Below are 19,830 nucleotides of genomic sequence, written 5' to 3' on the forward strand. Positions count from 1 at the left end.
ATCAGGAACAGCCACTCTACCCTTTATCATAAGTGGTTTTTCCCAAGGCAACATCAAATTCAGATACTGCCGGAATATACATGGAAAGAACGGGAAGCCCATAGGCAAACAGAATGGTAACGAGAACTCCCAGGGTTCCCCCCAGCAGAAACGAAGTAATGGCATAAAACGTCAAAAACGGAAGCATCCAGGCTGAGATAGCCAGTGCCCGCGACGGATTTCGGTGTGTGAGCGCTGAATGCAGGGCCGCGCTGCCCACGATAATAAAAACCAGGAAGCTCTGGAGCTGCAGGGCAAATGAAGAGCGGGCCTGTACAAGTAGAATCATGAAAACACCAATCCCGACGAACAGGAAGAACATGGTCCCCAGGCTGGCACCAATGGCGGAACGGCTGTTGTCATACGTGAGTCCCATATGCAGACCCAGCACGATGGAAAAGATCATCAAGGCCAGAAAGCCGATCAGGGCACACAGAAAACCTTCCGTTGAAAATGCTCCCTGGCTGACCAGGTAGAACAAAACCAGAACGGGAATCAGGATCAACTCTTTACTGTTATAGAAGATCCCCCCCAGTTTTCCCAGTACAAATTCTTTGGCAGTGATATCTGTTACCAGCAACAGTTCAAGTGTTTTACTGTCTTTTTCGGTCGTGAGAGAGGTCACAGCCTGCGTATTGGCCAGCACCAGACTCAACCAGGCGATCCCGGCGAACGCCAGTCCCTGTGGTGGAATCACTCCCAGGTACAAAACGCCTTGCGCGACGGCTTCTGAACTCACCGCCGACCAGAGCGTAAAACCAGCCAGCAGAAAATACGCCAGCTTGATCACGAACACTTTTCGCCCGTATGCCTTAGTCATAATCTCGCGCCAGATCACAGGGTTTGACCAGATCACACGAGATTTTTCTTTAACAATCACCGTCTCATTTTCGGTTTTGGCGGTGGATTGATAAACCGAACGGGAAGGGTTCCAGACTCGCAGCCTGAGCACGGTAAATGCTTTCAAAGCGATTCCCAATACAAACAGACTGATCAGGGAAGGCCAGGCACTGACGGTAATCGGATCCAGCCCCGTATGTAAAGTTAGCGGGTTGAGAATTTCATATAGTGATCGAAACGGGTTCAGGCCGGCAATCCAGGGACGCAGGCTGGAACCAGCGGGCATCAGATTCACAATGAGTTCCACCACGCCCAGAAAGACAACCATTCCCAGCACACTGATCGCCAGCGTCTGAAATGTTTTCTCCCTCCAGAAAGCCACTAAAGCGGCCCAACTGCCCGTTGCGAAAACCGTAATCAGACATAACAGTTCCATCCAGAAAATCTGTGAGAGTTCGATGCCCCCCAACAGACGCAGAAATACACAGACCGGAATCGATGATGCCAGCAAGACATAGACGATTAACAGGCTGGACTGGGTTTTCCCACTGACCAGTTCACGGTCTTTCAGCTCGGTCATCAACAGCAGAATCAACGTCCCACGGTCTTTTTCCTGTGCAATACTGCTGGCAGAAAACAGGAGTGTGAAAAACAGAACCAGCAATAACTGCAGAAAAGCGATCATCTGAAAGATCAGATTTCCCAGCCGGGCAAATTCACCGATCGTCGTTGACTGGATCTGTTGTGTGCCCAGGATCGTCTGTCCGGCAGTGAAGATCAGAATGAAGACCGCGGCTACATAACCCGAACGAATCAGGTAATGGTTCAGCTGACGGGGAGAAGTCAACGCTTCCCGAATAAAAATAGGATTGTTAAACAATGCTCTCTGGCCTCTTTATCCGACAGGTGACAGCAGTCAATCAGAGACACCCCTCTCCTCACGACCGATACGTGCACCCTGATAATCTGTTGCTTTCACTATAATATTAGACTGTGCCCGTTTTACTGTAGCGTCTCCCGGGGCATTAGGACCGAGTATATCAGATCCCGTGACGCCATGGTTAATTGTCATACGCTCTAAATCGTTCTCTGAATAGCAAATTCTGTCAGCTCCTCCAGTATCAGTCGAGCCGGAGAAGCGGGACAGTTCTGGAGCGAGTCTCGGGCCTGTTTCGCAAACTCCCGGGCCCGGTTACCGGCGTAATCAATCGCATCACTGTTTTTGATATACTGTGCAAGTCGCTGTTTGGTGTTCGGATCTGGTTGAGACAGAATTTCCTGAATCGCAGCGCCATCTTCCGGGCTGCATTGATCCAGCAGTCGAATCAGAGGCAATGTCAGTTTTTCTTTTTGCAGATCTGACCCCAGTGATTTTCCCATCTGCTCTTCATCGCCCAGCAGGTCCAGCAGATCGTCTGTAATCTGAAATGCGACCCCGAGTGCACGACCATATTCATCCATGGCCTCGACGACGCTCTCATCCGCACTGGCATACAAGGCTCCCAACTGGGTGCTGATGGCGCACAGCTCAGCCGTTTTTCCATTAATGATCTGCAGATATTGTTCTTCAGATAGTTCGTGATTTCCCCGTTCGTAAATCTGAGCCAGTTCGCCTTCACAGACCAGGTTCGTCGCGCGACCAATCAGTCGACAGGCACGGGCATCACCAAGGCTGGCTGTCAGATGAAACGCATGTGTGAACAGGAAGTCGCCTACCAGCACACTGGTCTCATTATTCCAGCGGGAGTTGACCGTCGCGACATGGCGGCGGATGAGGGCATCATCCAGCACGTCATCATGCACGAGCGTCGCCAGATGGATCATTTCCACGACGGACGCCAATACATAGTGGCTTTCGTTTATTCCCCCGGATGCTGCTGCGGACAGCAGTAACAGAATCGGACGCAGTCGTTTGCCTTGAAACCGGGTAATATGCTGCAGAACATCATGCACATAAGGATGCTTCGAGCTGACTTCGCTCAAGAAGACTCGTTCTGCCTGTTCCAGCTCACCGCCAATTAACTCTTCGACACGTGCCAACAGGTCATGTGTCGTAAGATGGTCCCCCATTACAGCCTCACCACAATATCGAATCGTTTATCCAGTTTTCGTCTGGCGGTCGGTTATTCCACAGATACAGAACATATGTGACCCAGAACCCAGCTCACTATTCGCAGCCATTGTAAGCATTCTATCTGCAGATAGGAATGCAAACAGGGGCCGGTGTTGGATTTCGGGGGTTGAAATCAGAGTTTCCCGTCTGCTGGGTAAGATTATCCGGTTCGCCTGCTGGAAATATTGCGAAACTCTCAGAAAGGACGGGGAGAATCAATAAGTCTCCCTGATAAAATGACCGCTCTTTCCACCTGATTTTTCCACGAGCCGGGTCGGGCCGAGAGTCATACCACGATCAGCGGCTTTGCACATATCATAAATCGTGAGGGCGGCGATACTGACGGCTGTCAGTGCTTCCATTTCCACCCCGGTTTTGCCGTCCACTTTCACCGTCCCCAGAATGCGAATTAACGTCTCATTCGGGACTTCAAAATCCAGGCGGACACTGGTAATACTCAACGGATGGCAGAGCGGGATCAGGTCGGCTGTTTTTTTCGTCGCCATAATGCCTGCGATCCGGGCGATTTCCAGGACGTCACCTTTGGAAATCTGGCGATCCAGAATCAGTTTTTGTGTGTGAGGCAGCATGCTCACGAAGGATTCGGCGACGGCGATGCGCGCGGTCACCGCTTTGTCCCCCACGTCAACCATGCGGCTGGCGCCTTCTTCATCAAAATGGGTCAAATCAGACATTGGAACCTCTCTGGAATCCTGGCAAACAGCGGATCCGGGCAGACAAATCCGCAACGATCAGGCAGCCTCGGAGGCATCATCGGCAGTCGCAGACTGTTTGAAGTTCCCGTCTTCACTGATGTCATCAAAGCGGACAGACATCCGTTTGGAGACCCCTGACTGTTCCATTGTAACGCCATACAAGACATTGCCAACAGTCATCGATCGTTTATTATGTGTGATCATAATGAACTGGGTCGTGTCTTTGAAATCGTCAATCAGGCCGGCATAGCGTTCTACGTTGGCTTCATCCAAAGCCGCATCCACTTCGTCCAGAATACAGAATGGACTGGGACGGCTGCGAAAAATGGACATCAGCAACGCGACGGCAGTTAATGTTTTTTCTCCACCACTTAATAAGGTCAGACCGCGGAGTTCTTTTCCGGGAGGCCGGGCGACGATTTCGATACCACATTCCAGCACATCATCCGGGTCTTCCAGAATGATGTCCGCTTCACCTCCGCCAAACAGCTTGCGGAAGATTTCCTGAAAATGTCCTCGAATGACTTCAAATGTATCATGAAACAGGCGGCGGCTCTCCACATTAATTCGGCGGATGATTTCTTCCAGTGATGACTTGGCTTCATTCAAATCATCCAACTGCGATTTCATATACTCGAAGCGGCATTCCAGTTCATCCAGATCGTTCAGACTGTCTGAGTTAATACTGCCCATCATCTTGATCTTCCGCCTCAAGCGATTGACCTGTGCTTCAATCTCCGGACGAATTTCCAGATACAATTCGACATTAAAGCCAGGTTCGGCCGACGCCCCCTCAGTTTCGACCAGTTCGATTTCCACGAATTCCGGCGCGTCCTCACTTTCGGAACCGACTTCAACCTGGTCAGGTGAGTCTGCCAGCTCAGTATCCTGCTCAGTTTCTTCTGCAGTAGCCGCCTCTTCTTCCTCGTATTGTGCCTGCTCTTCCAGATGCTGTTTGAGAACAGATTCCCCTGAAGAAACGATTTCCTCCAGCGTAAGCTGGTATTCCTCTTCGATCCTTTCCGCCAGAGTACTGATCTGGTGATCGATATCGCGGGTTTTGAATTCTACTTCGTGTTTTTGTTCGCTTAATTCGCGACGTTCTTTGCGTAGTGCCGCCTCTTCGGAGCTGAACTGCTTCTTGAGCTGTCGCTTCTGATCACGGGTGGCTGTCAGACTGGAGGTGGATGCGAGCAGGGTCTCCTGAATTAAATATTGTTCATCCAGCACCGCGCGCGTATTGAGGATATGCAGTTTAATCTGCGAATTTTTTTCCAGCGACAGTTCATAACGACGATTGGATTCTTCCTGCTGCTGCTGACGCTGTTCAAAATCCTGCTTAAGCCGGTCGCAACGCTGATTCAGTCCCGCCAGGCGTTCTTCGTGCGTCGCCAGTTCCAGCTTGCGGGCATTCTGCTGCTCCTTCAGTTCCTGGACTTGACACTGCTGATTCAACAGGACTGACTCGTCCTCTTGAATCAGTGTATTCAATGACTGCAGTCTCGCTTCTGTTTCCTGCTTTTCTGTTAAAACAGTTTCCATTTCAGTCTGCAGCTTTTGAGATTGACGCTCCAGATCAAGCAGATCGTTTTTGATAGTCGTCCATTCTTCATCCCACTGCTCCCGCTTCTGCTCGGCGGCAACCTTCGCTGCTTTTTCGATGGAAAGCGCCTCGGAAGCCTCCTGCATCTGACTTTGACAGGCAATCCGTTCTTCGTCTACGGTGGACAGCAGCGCATCCAGTCTTTCCAGAGCGGTTTCGTTATCGCTCAAGGTCCGGTCGATACGAATCAGATCATTTTTGAGTTTTCGCAATTCGCTGCGACGGGTGAAGATGGCAGATTCACCGCCGATGGCACCCACAAAGATCGACTGATTTTCTTCAACCAGTTCTCCCTGCAGGGTAACAAAACGACATTTTTTGCCAGCCCCTTTTGACAGATTGACGGCCGTCTCCAGCGAATCCACAATCCAGGTATCCGCCAGCAGCATTTGTGCCAGCAGTTGATTTTCTGAATTCGGTTTCACCAGTTGATCGGCTCGATAGACAACGCCACGTTCTGCAGACAGATCCAGAACTTCAGCCGCTTGCTCAGTCGTAAAGTCCGCTGGATCGGCTGCCTGACCTTCAAGAGTGAATCCCTGGATTGTCGCAGGCTGTTCGGCCTGTGAAGTCGGTCGGGTAATAAAACCAACCCGGCCTGAGATGGAGTATTTACCCTCTTTCAGAAATTCATAGAGAGGCTCAAATTCACTGATCACCAGCAATTGGGAGCGAATTCCTAACGCCACTTCCAGCAGCGCAGCCTGTTCCAGATCGACATCCAGCAGATCCGCCACACTGCCGATGATGGTATTCCAGGGAGAATACTGCGACGTCTGCGCCCGATTCAGGATCTCCTTCACCCCGATACTGATCCCTTCCTGCCGCCGTTCGAGATCTTCGAGAACGCTTTTCCGTGCCTGGTAAGCACTGCGTCTTTCCCGCAGTTCAGACAACTGCTGTGTTTTCTGATCCTGCTCGCTGAGGAGTGTCTGTTGCTTTTCATCGACGTCTGACAGGCTTTGCGCAAATTCCGCAACCCGTTCGCCGGCGGAACGAAAACGTTCTTCACAGGCTTCGACAACAGCCTGCGCATCGTCGACTTTCGCCTCAAGTTGAAGTCGTTTCTCGTTTGCCTTTCCAATGGAACTGCTGTAGGTTTCCAGTTGGGTCTGCATCGAAAACACACGGTTATCAAGCGTCAGGGATGTCTTGTTCAGCTCGTGCACCTGCTGCTGCTTCTGTTGAATCTGTTCGCTGGTCTGATCCAGTTCAGCAGTGACCGCAGTAATTCTGGCGCGCGTCTCTTCCAGCTGCTGACGCTGTTCCTGAAAACCGGCTTCCGAGTTGATTTTTTCCTGAGTGACAGCCTCCAGATCTTTTTGAATTTCTGAAGTGCGTCGGGCCATCAGGATTCGCTGTTTTCGTAACCGGATAATTTCCGTTTCGAATTCCTGTTTCCGTTCAAGCTGATGTTCTATCGCGGTCTGATTTCCTGCTATCCCTTCACGGTGTGAAGACAGTTTTTTCTCGACGGCTCGTAACTGGTCATCAAATTCAGAGACTTCTGCATCGATAGCCGACAGTTTCTCTTCGTAAGTCTGGTAGTCGGCATTCAGCTCTTCAATGCGTTGCTGGTACTGGCTGATTTTGTCTTTCAGAGTGGACTGCTGCGAAGTCAGATGCCGCCAGTCATCGGCTGCCATCCCCATCCATAGTTTGCGCAACTCGGTAGAAACTTCCCGATATTTGGCTGCTTTCGAAGCCTGGCTGCGTGTGGAATTCAGCTGTGCTTCGACTTCATCGACGATGTCGGTCAAACGCTGAGTGTTCTGGCCGACGCGTTCGAGTTTTCGTTCCGCATCGACTTTTCTGGACTTATAGCGGCTGATTCCCGCGGCTTCTTCAAATACGACCCGCCGGGTGGCAGCGTTGGCCTGCAGGATCTGATCGACGCGGCCTTGTTCGATGATGCTGTAAGCTGAGGTCGCGGCACCGGTGCCCATAAACAGATCGCGAATATCTTTCAAACGGACCGGATTGCGATTGAGCAGGTATTCCGAGTCACCATTTTTCCAGAGTCGGCGGCCAATCTGAACCTCGTCTGCATCCATATCCAGGAAGCCAAGTCGGTTGTTGAAGGTCAGCGTCGCTTCGGCATACGCGTTGGCCTTGCGGCCTGCGGAACCGTTGAAGATCACATCGGTCATGTCTTTGCCGCGGAGGCTCTTAGGGCTCTGGTCACCCAGAACCCATTTGATCCCATCCACAACGTTACTCTTGCCACTCCCGTTGGGGCCGACAACGCAAGTGATGCCATCCGAAAATTCAAAGATGGTCCGGTCGGCAAAACTCTTAAAGCCGAACAGTTCCAATGATTTCAGCATCACTAAACCTTACACGGGTAAACAAACAACAGGAGCCTGACTTGCAATGGTGATACACCATTCAGAATCAATCAAATTAACCAATTGATCTTATTTGGAAAAATAGCGGAACCAACTCTGGAAGGTACTCTGTTTCACGTACTTATCATCTTCCTCTGTTGATTTGGATTTACGTGAATCAACCAGGGTCGCTTTACCTTTACTGTCTGACTCATCCGCAGATTCCAAGTCAGGTTCTTCATTCTCGTTTTCAGATCTCCTGGAAGAACTGGTATGGGGAGCACCTGTTGTGAAGATGTTGGGGACCATATTCTGATTACCAACCCGCGATCCCTTCTTCGGTTTCGGTTTGGAGGATTTCATTTCACCCGACTTCAATGCCAGGAGAGAATCGTCGTGAACCGGGCGATAATACATGCGTCCCCCTTCAGGTAAGGCATCGATCTCCACCTGACCTTCGATATTGCCCTGCTGGTGTGCCTGCAATATCATTTGTGCAATGTCGGGATAGCTGGCTCCCATATCCACTGCGGTCCGAATGACGACCGCAATATTTTTGGAGACCAGTTTACGCTGATCGGGTTCACCCACTTCGTATTTACTGACTGTCAGCTGTTCGACACCAGGCGCTCCCGTGATCAATACTTTGCCGGCGCGAACGGTGAGCGGCACTCGGAATTCCTGTTCGGAACCAAACAGTACCACTTCCGGGTGTTTACGGTGAGTAACATGAATCATCGGGCCACCATTTTTGGGTCCCCCTGGTTTCTTATTCGGATCGTGAGTCGTCACGGTCTCCAGTTCCGTCTGCAGCACGTGCAGCAGAAACTGGTTATTCATATTTTCGCCACGAATAAAGGGATCGTTTTTATCCAGTGTCCACAGTGCGCGGAAGGCACCGTAGCGGGTTTCGGCACTGGTCATACACATCAGTTCCCGCAAATGCAGATGAGCCTCTGGTTCATCGAGGGCCGACATGGCAGCCAGAGCGTACACGCGGAACGCCGGTTCTTCGCGGGCGGCTTCTGCCAGATCCTTGATACCGGAACCATCATCCAGGTAAGCCAGCGCGACCGCCGCATGGAAGCGTACTTCGAGCAGTGGATTCTTCAACGCCGATTTCAGAATCGGAATCGATTTTTTCCCGATCGCCTCCAGTTCAATGGAGGCCCGTTCCGCTTTTTCCGGAATCATAATTTCTTCTGTGAGTTTCTGCATGCGCACCCGTTGTGCCACATCGGTTTCCCGGAAGGCAATATAGCGGACCACCTGCAGGTAGCGTGAATCGTTATGTTTATAGCGTGGCTTCAACTTGAGTACCACTTTTTTATCTGTTTTGGCTTCGGCCAGTGGTTCTTCGATCCCGTATTTATCGAAGTGATGGAAGCGGGTGCCGATACGATTGGCAATACGCTGTGCATTTCGAATACTTTTGAAATCATTACGCAGGTATAAGGCCAGGTCACGATCTTCTGCAACCGAAATTCCCCCAGCCAGAATGCGTCCACGACGCAGGAGTCCGGAGACCCCCTTTTTCCGGTCTTCGTCCGACATGGGAGGAATCAGAATCGAGCCCTCAGCTTTCGCCAGGATATGACCTTTCAACAGTCCACGTCCCTGGATCATCGCCTGTTCGGCCAGATACGATTCCATCAGCCAGCCCCCTTCGAGGCTGGTCGCTTCACTGTTACCGGGCAGGTAAACTTCCACATCGAAGGTCTCCCCTTTGCGGATCAGTGGCGGCAGATAGGCTTTGACAATCACCAGCGCCGTCGAAGGACTGCGCAGAATCTGGTTCGGATTTTTGACATTGCGGCGACGCATCTCCCGCAATAAAGCTTCACGGTGAACCGAAGGAGGCGGGTTGCCGCCAGTCCCGTTCAGTCCCGTCACCAGACCCACGCCTTGCAGCGCGATCAGGTTCTTACCGGTAATCTGAGTGTATTCACCAATGAAGGGGGTTTCGACCTTGGTCTCAAACTTCTCAATTTCCGACGTATCGTCGTCTTCATCCGGACTTTGTGAACGCATACTGGCCGACTTCAACCAGCTCTCCGGATTCAGATTGAGTTTCTGACAGCCCGTAAAACCGGCAGCGACAATGATCACGACGATTAATAAATTGACAGTGTTCTTCACAGTACGACCCCGTTTGTGAGAAAATAGTCTTTTCAGAATGGTTGTTTTGCCACTGTATGCGCTTCCGGACAGACGTTGATTCTCAAGCAGACAGGCATAAGTCTACAACCTGACTGAGTTCAGTTAATTTAACTGAATTGTGTCTTGAGTGATCAAACAGTGCCGGAATCGACACAGCAGAAAACCTGAAGAGAAATTGAGATTTGAATTGAGAGAGATTTGTGGAGATCGGGAGCTTATTGCAATCGGCAAATGGGGTCAATACCGATTTTTTCACCTGCCGGCAGTCACACTGCCGGCAGGTTCCGAAAGGAGCATTTCATACTGAGATAGACCGTATCTGATTTGATCACGCTGATTTACGAATCAGTGAATGATTATGATCCTGAAAACGGTATCGTATTATCCTGAAACACCTTGCCAGCCGGTTTCTTTTTCGATTTGGGAGATCCAAAACTTGCAGGTCCAAACTGATCATCCGTAGAAAACGGCTGATACTGGTTCTTTTTACGAGAACCGGGAAACGAGAACGGATTGGACTGAGCAGCTTTCGTTTCGGTAAAGGTCGCTACCCCCAGTGTTTTCAGTTCCATGCCATTCTGGTCTTTAAATAGAACCTGAATTTCGGTGGCTTCAATCTGGGTATTCCGGGAGCCGACACCGCGAATCAGTTTGACCACATCCTTTTCCGTTCCCTTCAGATTCATTGCCTTCGTCCCAAAATCGAAATGGGCTTCATCAGCAGTCGCATTGATCAGATCGGCACTGCTGATAATTTTCACATTTCCTCTCAGGTCGAGTTTCAGATCAGAATCGGTGGCACAGGGCGCGGCGTATAACTGTTATTCACAAAATACTTGCGACCGGGAACAAAACCATCAGCCAGACAAAGGTCGGTGATTCCGATCATACACAGCAGCAAGGCAACAATTCTGGTTATCATTTTTGAACTCCGTTTCTGATTTTCAAAATGGCTAGACTGTGTCCAGTTTTACTGTAGCGTTCCCAGGTCCATTTGGACCGAGTATATTAGATTGAGAGACGCTATGGTTAAACGTAACGCGATCTAGTTGTGACTTTCACAGACCTGAAGACGGGAGCTATTCAGTTTTTCAGCTGGTTGTTTCTCGGATACTCTTGTATTGGAGCAGTTAATGAATTGCTCCGCACAGGAGTAAACTGCGCTGCTGGAAGTTCAAGAGAAGGAAACGGCGTACTGGGGAGGAGATCGTGACTGACTGCCTGAAGGACCGGGAAATCATCTGCCGGGGTTCGTTTCCGCTCTGAGATTTCAACCGGTCCCTGCGATTTGATCAACATGGCATCCGTTTGTGACAGTTTTATTTGAATCTCCGGGGCGTCTAACTGAGTTACTTTTGAGCTGATATATCGAGTCAACTGCGCGGGTTCCTTTTCACTTCCTTTGAGTGAAAGCGATTTGGCACCAAGATCAAACATGGCTTCCGCTGATCTGGCACGCAGTTGAGAAAGCGGACTGACAATACTGACCTGCCCTTTCAGATCGAGAACCAGATCCTTCGTACTCGTATAGCCTGCCTGAATGAAATCGGCCTCAACTGCGAGCACACCAATTCGCATTTCCGCCTGACCGCGCAAGCTGATTTGATGCCTACCATCCTGCTGAATCTTGTAGTCGATTTCCTCTCCCCTGAGCTCCATGCCTTGGATCTGCAGGGTATGCACTTCGTGTGGTGGGTCAGATTTCGTACTGGAATCTTCTGCCCGACCGGACAGTGTCAGGAGAAGCAGGAACAGCATACTCAAACACGCTGAGAAAACATTGTTACACATGGTTTGTCTCCACGGACTGTATGAAAAGTTTGTTAGAGGCCGGGGCAGGCTGCGCTGGTGTTCTAACAGACAGATTTTCGATCGTCCATGCCAATTGCGACGGATCAGGTCTCTTTGTACGATCGGGGATTATCTTGAGCGTCACAGTTTTCAAATGCCACGCTATCCGACATGATATAAAGAGCAAGCTTAGTCACGACAGTTTAAGAAGTTACACCATTCCTTGTTTCTGTGAGAATCTGCTCATGTTTTTTCTACAAAAATGCATTGTTAAAATTACATTCCCGGCGTTGTGCGCTGTGCTCTGCATCACATCAGTGGCACACGCTGATGGTCCAGCTGATAACAAGCCGGATCAGGTTCGCCGCATCCCCGGCCTGGGAGTCGAAGTTCCTACGGCACAAAAACAGCAACTGGAACAGGGACTGTCGAAACTCAAAGCCTCACTGGACCAACTTAAAAAAAGTAAAGACACCCGGATCAAAGCGTTAATTCCCGATGTGGAAATTTATCATCGCGCAGTCCGGTGTGCTCTCGAATATCAGGAGTTCTTTCACGAACGGGAAATCGGAACGGGGCTGAATCTGCTAAAACAGGGACAGGAACGCGCCGACCAGTTGTTGAAAGGGGAAGCCCCCTGGACGCGTCAGACAGGTCTGGTCGTCCGCGGCTATATTTCCAAGATTGACCAGACCGTACAGCCCTATGGACTGGTCATCCCCGATAACTATACGTTTTCAGGTAAGAGCGACTACCGCTGCGATCTCTGGTTTCATGGGCGGGGAGAACGTTTGAGCGAAGTCAATTTCATTAATCAGCAGCAGCGGTCCCGTGGGCAGTACACGCCCGCGGATACCATCGTGCTGCATCCTTATGGCCGTTATTCCAATGCGTTCAAATTTGCTGGTGAAATTGATGTACTCGAAGCGCTGGAAGCGACAAAGCAAAACTACCGCATCGACGATGATCGTGTTTCTGTTCGCGGCTTTTCCATGGGAGGCGCTGCCTGCTGGCAGTTCGCAGTGCATTATGCCGACCGCTGGTTCGCCGCTAATCCGGGAGCCGGCTTCTCGGAAACACCGCTGTTTCTCAAGGTCTTCCAGGATGAACAACTGAAACCAACCTGGTACGAAAAGAAATTATGGCAGATGTATGACTGTCCCGGCTATGCTCTCAATCTGTTTCAATGTCCCACGGTCGCCTACAGTGGGGAAATTGATCGCCAGAAGCAGGCCGCCGATGTGATGGAACTGGCGCTGCAAAAAGTGGGCATTGACATGGTGCACATCATCGGACCTGACACCGCGCATAAAATTCACCCGGACTCCAAAGTCATCATCGAGGAGAAAATGGATTCGTTGGCGCGGGTCGGTCGACAACGCGTGCCAGCAACCATCCACCTGGTCGCCTATACGCTGAAATACAACCGCATGGCGTGGGTCACGCTGGATGCGATGCAGGAAGAATGGAAACAGGCCCACATCGACGCCCGGCTGCTGAGCGGGAATCGCGTTGAGGTCAAAACGGAAAACGTGACCGCCTTCACCCTGAAAATGGCAGCCGGTGAATCGCCTCTGGATATGACACGACCAGTGACTGTGCAGGTAGATGGAAAAAAACTGGGAGCCCCCCGCCCCAAGTCAGACCGTTCCTGGGAAGTCTCATTTCACAAATCGGGTGACGGCTGGCAGGTGGGGCCTGCCACTTACGAACCCGGACAGCTGGTGAAGAAACATAATCTGCAAGGCCCGATTGACGATGCCTTTATGGATTCGTTTCTCTTCGTCTCTCCCTCGGGAACGTGTGCCTCACCGACTGTTGATAAGTGGGTCAAGTCCGAGATGCAGCATGCGGTCGTGCACTGGCGTCAGCAGTTTCGTGGCGATGCGCGTGTGATGAAAGATGCCGAGATCACCGATAAAGAGATCGCTTCCAGTAACCTCGTACTGTGGGGTGATCCCCAGAGTAACCAGTTCATTAAAAAGATCGCCGATCAGTTACCGATCCGATGGACCGCCGATGCGATCATTGTGGGCGACAAGCAATACCCGACGGATCACCATGCACCGGTGCTGATCTTCCCGAATCCGTTGAATCCTGAGAAATATGTGGTGCTCAACAGCGGATTTACTTATCGTGAATACGCCTATCTGAATAATGCCCGGCAGGTACCGATGCTGCCCGACTGGGCCATTATCGATTTGCGAACTCCCGCGGGTAGTCAATATCCGGGAAAAGTCGTCGATGCGAATTTCTTTGATGAATTCTGGCGTTTAAAATAAAGTGCTTCCGGTTCGAGGCCTTATGCCTTGTAATCATTATAAATCGATCCTTTAAGAATTGTTGACTACACTATGAAACATCTGACGAAATTACTGACCGCTGTTTTTTTCCTGGGGCTGACGGGTTTAATCCAGGCAGAAGTCTCGTATTACAAGCCTTCCTCTAAAACGGGAGCTTCTCTGTGTGTGGTTGTGAAAGACGATGTCCTGGCCCATACTTCTCAAATCCTGCCTTTAAATATTGAAGGAGGCATGATCAGTACGAGTGGTGCCGGCGATCAGACGGCACTGGTACTGAAGAACCTGAGTTATCTATTGAAAAAAGTCGACTGCTCACTGAATAAACTGGTCAAACTGAATATCTATGTCGCCCGTGAAGAACTGGTCGCGGAGGTCCAACAACGACTCACACAGGAACTGGAGCTGATCGCACAACCGGCGTGCACCTATGTGGTGACAAAACTTCCCGATCCGAAGGCCCTCGTGGCAATGGATGCGGTCGCTGCGACAGAATCGTCGAGTAAACTGACTGAAACAAAAGTCTTCAATGACGCCCCTTCCGGTTTTCGTGTCGCTTTGTTACCAGCGGGTCGCACAGCTTATATTTCCGGGCAGGCTGTCAAAGCAGACACTGTTTCGGAAGCCGCTATCAAGACGATGAAAGAATTGTTTGAGACGCTGGAATACCTGGGCGCGAAACCTAAAAACATCGTACACATCAAAGCCTTCATGACTCCCATGAGTCAGGCCAATGAAGTCACTGAAATGATAGACGGTATCTTTCCCGAAGAACGCAGGCCGCCGGTCTCGCTGGTCGAATGGTTTTCGTCGCTACCCATTGAAATCGAAATGATTGTCGCGATGCCTGAAGAAGCTGCCGCATCCCGCCCTGCGGAAACGGTCACCTATAAAACTCCGACCGGCATGAAAGCATCGCCTGTTTACAGCCGGGTGGCAATTGCTGAGGTGAGTGACCGGATTTATGTCTCAGGCATCACATCGAAAGCACCAGGCGACTACCCCACACGAATTCACAGTGTCTTCAATCAGTTAAAAACCATTGTGGGTGAAGCGGGCAGTGATATGCAGCATCTGGCGAAAGCCACCTATTATGTCTCTGAAGATGGCATCAGTGGTGACTTCGGTAAGATCCGCACGGAATACTACGATCCACAGCGCCCGCCGGCTGCTTCCAAAGCGACCGTCAAAAGCGTAGGGGTGCCCAATCGGATTCTGGTGCTGGACATGATTGCGATTCCCGCAAAGTAGTCCTGTCCGATTTTCAATTACCCAATCAAAAAAAACGCCCTGCGAAAAACAGGGCGTTTTTTATTTGACTTACTTTTGAGCAGGCTTCAGGCAATAATTTCTTTCACTACACGGTTTTCCTGACCGTCGATCAGTGTCTGCGGTGCACCGTTGCGGGTGAAGGTCAGGCGTTCGGCATCCAGGCCAAACAGATGCATGAGCGTTGCGTGATAGTCAGACTGGCTGACTTTGTCTTTGATGGCGTGATGACCGAAATCATCGGTTTCGCCGTAGGTCATGCCACCCTTCAATCCACCGCCGGCAAGCCACATGCTGAAGCCATAGGTGTTATGATCGCGGCCCTGCTTGGCGACGCCCGCGTCGTTCTGGATGACAGGCAACCGTCCCATTTCTCCGCCCCAGTGGACGAGAGTTTCATCCAGCAGACCACGCTGCTTGAGATCTTTCACCAGGCCGGCAGCAGGCACATCCACCCGTTTACAGGCACTGGGTAGCGAAGTTCGCATACTGGTATGGTGGTCCCAGGTCTGGTTACCAGTCATGATTTGAACAAAACGTACGCCCCGTTCAATCAGGCGGCGGGAAATCAGACAGCGTTTGCCGAACTCGGCTGATGCAGGCACGTCAATCCCATACATGGCCTGAGTTGCTTTGGTTTCCTTACTCAAATCCAGTGCTTCCGCCGCTGCAGACTGCATTTTGGCCGCCAGTTCATAACTGGCAATCCGCGCCGACAGATCGTCTTCGCCTGGATGCTGGTTCAGATGACGCTGATTCAGATTCCCAAGGAAGTCGAGGTACTTCTCCTGTGCTTTGCCACTCAGGTGAGGCGGGGCATTCAGATTCAGGATGCGTGGTTCTTTGGGACGAATCACGGTTCCCTGATAGAGTGAAGGTAACCAGCCATTGGTCCAGTTATCGACACCAAGCACAGGTGCACCGCCGGGATCGACCATTGCGATATAAGCAGGCAGATTTTCTGACTCGGACCCCAGCCCGTAGGTCAGCCAGCTACCCAGTGTGGGACGTCCGGGCAGGATACGACCACTGTGCATCGCGTAGATTGACTGACCATGGTTGTTCACGCTGGTGTGCATCGATCGCATCAGAACGATATCGTCGACGACTTCAGATAAACCAGGAACGAGTTCTGATAACTCCATTCCACACTCACCGTGTTTGCTGAAATTCCAGGGACTGCCTAATACTTTAGAGCTGGCCTGGGCAGCGTTGTCGTATTTGATGTCTCCGGGAAATTTCTTGCCGTCGTACTTCTGCAGCATCGGTTTGGGATCAAACATATCCAGATGACTGGGCCCCCCCTGCATGAACATGGAGATCATGGCTTTGGCGCGGGGTGGATGGTGCGTTGGTTTGACGGCCAGGTCAAATTGCTGTTTTTCCAGCGCAGGTTGCTTAAGATCAGGTCGCGTGACGGCAGGATTAGCGTGTGCCTGGTCCTGGTTCAACAACCAGGAGAGAGCCACCGATCCGATGCCCATGGAACTGGAAGCCAGAAAGTGTCGTCTGGAGTGAGGAGCTGAAATTGATTGCTTATTCATAATTCGATACCGTTATTCTGCCGGAGTCAAAATCTAATTTTCAGAACGCCGCTTCGATGAAGCCGGGTTAATCTACATACAGGAAGGCGTTACTACTGAGTAACGCCTGACAGAACGTAGCCAGTGCCAGTTGCTCAGGAGTCTTACCTGCATTCTGTGTTTTATCTTTAAATTGAGGCAACTGTGAGTCAATAAATTCGACAGACTGCTGAACTTCTTCCGTCGAGGCCTCTTTACCGAAAGCCAGGATCCAGGCCAGCTTGACCTGTTCTGCTTTATTGCCGGCCTTTTCTTTCAACAGACGTTCTGCGAAGAGTTCGGCATTTTCTACCATGAAAGCGCTGTTCATCATCAGCAGTGACTGGGGTGCGACGGTGGATGAAGAACGTTTCTCACAGTTCGGTTCCATCTTGGGTGCATCAAACATGTCGAGCACAGCCAGCGGTTTGCTGCGACTGACGGTGACGTAGATACTACGACGGAACTTGCGATCATCCATCTTGAGATTTTTTTTCTGACGACCAGCCGAATCAACATTGGCAAGACCCACCACAATCTGCCCGACTTCGTCTTCCTTCACAGGAACCGGTTCGCCGTACAGGTCGGTTTTGAGTTTTCCGGTAACTGCAAGAATGGAATCGCGGATCGTTTCCGCTTCCAGACGGCGGACAGGCATGTGCCCATACAGCAGATTATCCGGATCGGCCACATCGTACTCATCAGAACGTTGTGAACTTTGCATGTATGCAGTCGAGGTCATCAGCATTTTATGCATGCGTTTGATTTTCCAGCCGTGGGTCACAAAGTCATTCGCCAGCCAGTCCAGTAATTCCAGATGAGTCGGCGGAATTCCCAGTTTTCCGAAATCGGTGGGAGAGGCCACGATACCTTTTCCGAAGTGATGCAGCCAGAGACGGTTCACAAATACGCGTGCCGTCAGTGGATGCTGACCATTGGTAATGTAATTGGCATACGCCAGCCGTCGTCCGGTAGTTGGCAGGTCTTTATTGACAGGGGGAATCTCAACCGGCGTTTTCAGGTTGGATTTAATCACGGTCAGGCCGGCGGGTTCCAGTTCATGTTTGGGTTGTTCGAAATCCCCACGGTTAAAGAAGAAGGTTTTCGGGACTTTTCCCGGAACTTCTGTCAGCACGCGGATGAATTCTTCTTTCGGCTTTTTATCCCGAATCGCAGTTGCTTTATCACTGTACTCTTTCAGGATTTTTGTTGTTTTGAGTTCAGCCAGTCGCTTGGATTCGTCTTTAAGATGCTGGATTTCTGCTGCGCCTTTGGGGTCGAATTTTTCCAGATTGGAAACGGAAACCAGCAATGCCGGAAATGCGGCCAGAAGTTGTTTCTGTTCTTCCGTCTGGTTTTTGACTTCTGCTTTTTTCGCAGCCAGCGCTAATGCTTTCTGATCAGCGGGTATTTTCTCCAGCGTTTCTTTTTCGATTTTCTCTACCAGCTGTTTTGCCAGTTCTTTCGCTTTCTGAGCTGCTTTGTTCGACTGTTCCACCAGTGTGCGATCGTAAAGATACAGCGAACCGGCTGACAGGCGATTGATGCGGGGATACTCTTTGAGCATCGCCACCTGGTCTTTGGTACGTTTTTTACCCGAAGTTTTATAAGCCGTTCGCATGGCGTCCCGCTTGTCTTCCGGCACATCCATCAACTCACGTTCCAGAGTCCGGTCGATAAACTTGTTGACCAGCTCTGTGCGTTCAGCGAGTACTTTTTTCGCTTCGACTTCCAATTCATTGGCTACTTTGCGATCTTCGTCCGACATGATCGAAATCCGCCGCGCAGCGGGGGTTCGCCAGCTTTTCCAGTCGAGAGCTGGTTCAAAAATGGCACGGAACCGATAGTAATCATTCTGGGGAATCGGGTCGTATTTGTGATCGTGACACTGGGCACAGGCGATGGTCATTCCCAGAACCGAAGACGAAACAATATCAACAGTATCGATAATCACCTGATTTTTAGCGACTTCTCTTTCAGCCGGGTTGCTGCCTGTTCCATCGGGGGCCATGCGGAGAAATCCGGTGGCGACCAGTTTTTCCATCTCTTCCGGGCTCAGTTTGTGATAAGGAGGTTTGACCATCTCATCACCGGCCAGCTGTTCTTTCAGAAACTGATCGTAAGGTTTGTCATTATTGAAGGCACGGATGACATAATCGCGGTAACGGAATGCCCAGGGACGATCCTGATCCTTATTGTTGTAGCCTTCGGAGTCGGCATAGCCAGCCACATCCAGCCAGTGTCGGCCCCAGCGTTCGCCATAATGCGGGGAGGCCAGCAGACGATCGATCATTTTTTCATAGGCATTCGGACTTTTGTCATCCAGAAACTGTTTGAGTTCTTCCGGCGTAGGAGGCAGGCCAATCAGATCATAAAACGCACGACGGGCCAGGATTGTTTTATCTGCCTGCGCAGTGAATGTCAGACCTTTTGATTCCAGCTTGGATAATAGAAACGCATCAACGGGCTGTTTGACCAGAGCCGGTTGTTTGACTTTGGGGAGCGGACTGTTATTCACTGGTTGAAAGGACCAGAATGCCTGCTCATCAGGGGGCACGTAGTCGGCTCCGATGCTTTCCGGTTCGGGTCTGAGATTGTGAGCCCCCTGATTGACCCACTGTTTCAGAATTGCCAGTTCCTCATCAGGCATCGGCTTGCCTTCGGGAGGCATTTCTTTGGCTTCGATGCGGGCAATCAATTCACTCTGAGCGCTTTTACCAGGCACAATCGCCGGGCCACTGTCGCCCCCTTTCACCATAAAGCGTTTCAGTCGCAAGTCCAGGCTGCCTTCCATCTCGCCATTCTCGCCATGACAATGCAGGCAGTGAACTTTGAGGATTTTGCGCACATCGTTTTCAAACGAAAGTTTCTCTGTCTGATCCGCAGACTCAACAGCTGATGCTGAGTTCAGACAGATAGTAGCGGCAAACAAATACGCCAGGGAAAGTCGCCTGATCATAGAAGAAGACTCTCTTGGTAATGGTTACAGTGAGGACTATTCATGTTTGATGAATAGTATGTATGGAGGGCTCATCGCAGCATTTAAGATCAATAATATCTAAAAGTTGCTTATATATTATGGTATCGGTTTTAGACCGAAGTGCAAGAGA

The 19,830-nt window shown here is 50.7% G+C and carries 12 protein-coding genes; 2 read left to right on the plus strand and 10 right to left on the minus strand.

Annotated elements, in window-relative coordinates; genetic code table 11:
• Positions 1–16: 16 nt before the first annotated feature.
• From Pan161_RS12930 to Pan161_RS12960, 8 genes are all read right to left on the minus strand, one after another.
• Positions 17–1,759 carry an ABC transporter permease gene (locus Pan161_RS12930; protein ID WP_145227419.1) on the minus strand — a complete coding sequence of 581 codons (1,743 nt, stop codon included), beginning with the start codon at positions 1,757–1,759 and terminating at the stop codon, positions 17–19.
• Between the two features lie 197 nt (positions 1,760–1,956).
• Complete coding sequence (locus Pan161_RS12935) at positions 1,957–2,949, minus strand: polyprenyl synthetase family protein (RefSeq protein ID WP_145227433.1); 993 nt, start codon at positions 2,947–2,949, stop codon at positions 1,957–1,959.
• 258 nt (positions 2,950–3,207) lie between these two features.
• A complete protein-coding gene (gene moaC, locus Pan161_RS12940) occupies positions 3,208–3,687 on the minus strand; it encodes a cyclic pyranopterin monophosphate synthase MoaC (protein WP_145227435.1) in 480 nt (159 codons plus the stop codon).
• 57 nt (positions 3,688–3,744) lie between these two features.
• Positions 3,745–7,638: a chromosome segregation protein SMC gene (gene smc / locus Pan161_RS12945; RefSeq protein ID WP_145227437.1), complete on the minus strand. Its 3,894-nt coding sequence runs from the start codon at positions 7,636–7,638 to the stop codon at positions 3,745–3,747.
• 90 nt (positions 7,639–7,728) lie between these two features.
• The gene (locus Pan161_RS12950) at positions 7,729–9,777 is read right to left on the minus strand and encodes a flagellar basal body P-ring protein FlgI (protein WP_145227439.1); all 2,049 of its coding nucleotides are present in this window, start codon (positions 9,775–9,777) and stop codon (positions 7,729–7,731) included.
• A 377-nt stretch (positions 9,778–10,154) separates the two neighbouring features.
• Positions 10,155–10,559 carry a hypothetical protein gene (locus Pan161_RS12955; RefSeq protein WP_145227441.1) on the minus strand — a complete coding sequence of 135 codons (405 nt, stop codon included), beginning with the start codon at positions 10,557–10,559 and terminating at the stop codon, positions 10,155–10,157.
• Between the two features lie 20 nt (positions 10,560–10,579).
• Positions 10,580–10,720 carry a hypothetical protein gene (locus Pan161_RS30545; protein ID WP_197995855.1) on the minus strand — a complete coding sequence of 47 codons (141 nt, stop codon included), beginning with the start codon at positions 10,718–10,720 and terminating at the stop codon, positions 10,580–10,582.
• 161 nt (positions 10,721–10,881) lie between these two features.
• Positions 10,882–11,589, minus strand: a complete 708-nt coding sequence (locus Pan161_RS12960; RefSeq protein WP_145227443.1) for a hypothetical protein — start codon at positions 11,587–11,589, stop codon at positions 10,882–10,884.
• Positions 11,590–11,834: 245 nt separating this feature from the next.
• On the opposite strand from Pan161_RS12960, the gene Pan161_RS12965 reads away from it, so the two are divergent.
• Positions 11,835–13,871 (plus strand): prolyl oligopeptidase family serine peptidase, encoded by a 2,037-nt coding sequence (locus tag Pan161_RS12965; RefSeq protein WP_197995856.1) that lies wholly within the window; start codon positions 11,835–11,837, stop codon positions 13,869–13,871.
• A 72-nt stretch (positions 13,872–13,943) separates the two neighbouring features.
• Positions 13,944–15,140, plus strand: coding sequence for a RidA family protein (locus Pan161_RS12970; RefSeq protein WP_145227445.1), 1,197 nt, complete (start codon positions 13,944–13,946; stop codon positions 15,138–15,140).
• 86 nt (positions 15,141–15,226) lie between these two features.
• Here the strand turns inward: Pan161_RS12970 and Pan161_RS12975 are convergent, their stop codons facing one another.
• Positions 15,227–16,702: a DUF1501 domain-containing protein gene (locus Pan161_RS12975; RefSeq protein WP_145227457.1), complete on the minus strand. Its 1,476-nt coding sequence runs from the start codon at positions 16,700–16,702 to the stop codon at positions 15,227–15,229.
• Between the two features lie 67 nt (positions 16,703–16,769).
• Entirely contained in the window at positions 16,770–19,679 is a 2,910-nt protein-coding gene (locus tag Pan161_RS12980; protein ID WP_145227459.1) for a PSD1 and planctomycete cytochrome C domain-containing protein, read from the minus strand.
• Between the last annotated feature and the right edge of the window lie 151 nt (positions 19,680–19,830).

The sequence above is a fragment of the Gimesia algae genome (assembly GCF_007746795.1).
GTDB classification, from domain to species: Bacteria; Planctomycetota; Planctomycetia; order Planctomycetales; family Planctomycetaceae; genus Gimesia; species Gimesia algae.

Coding starts and splice junctions, on each gene's coding strand:
- moaC (WP_145227435.1), bottom strand. CDS start 3,687: ATGTCTGATTTGACCCATTTTGATGAAGAAGGCGCCAGCCGCATGGTT.
- Pan161_RS12960 (WP_145227443.1), bottom strand. CDS start 11,589: ATGTGTAACAATGTTTTCTCAGCGTGTTTGAGTATGCTGTTCCTGCTT.
- Pan161_RS30545 (WP_197995855.1), bottom strand. CDS start 10,720: ATGATAACCAGAATTGTTGCCTTGCTGCTGTGTATGATCGGAATCACC.
- Pan161_RS12965 (WP_197995856.1), top strand. CDS start 11,835: ATGTTTTTTCTACAAAAATGCATTGTTAAAATTACATTCCCGGCGTTG.
- Pan161_RS12970 (WP_145227445.1), top strand. CDS start 13,944: ATGAAACATCTGACGAAATTACTGACCGCTGTTTTTTTCCTGGGGCTG.
- Pan161_RS12935 (WP_145227433.1), bottom strand. CDS start 2,949: ATGGGGGACCATCTTACGACACATGACCTGTTGGCACGTGTCGAAGAG.
- Pan161_RS12980 (WP_145227459.1), bottom strand. CDS start 19,679: ATGATCAGGCGACTTTCCCTGGCGTATTTGTTTGCCGCTACTATCTGT.
- smc (WP_145227437.1), bottom strand. CDS start 7,638: ATGCTGAAATCATTGGAACTGTTCGGCTTTAAGAGTTTTGCCGACCGG.
- Pan161_RS12975 (WP_145227457.1), bottom strand. CDS start 16,702: ATGAATAAGCAATCAATTTCAGCTCCTCACTCCAGACGACACTTTCTG.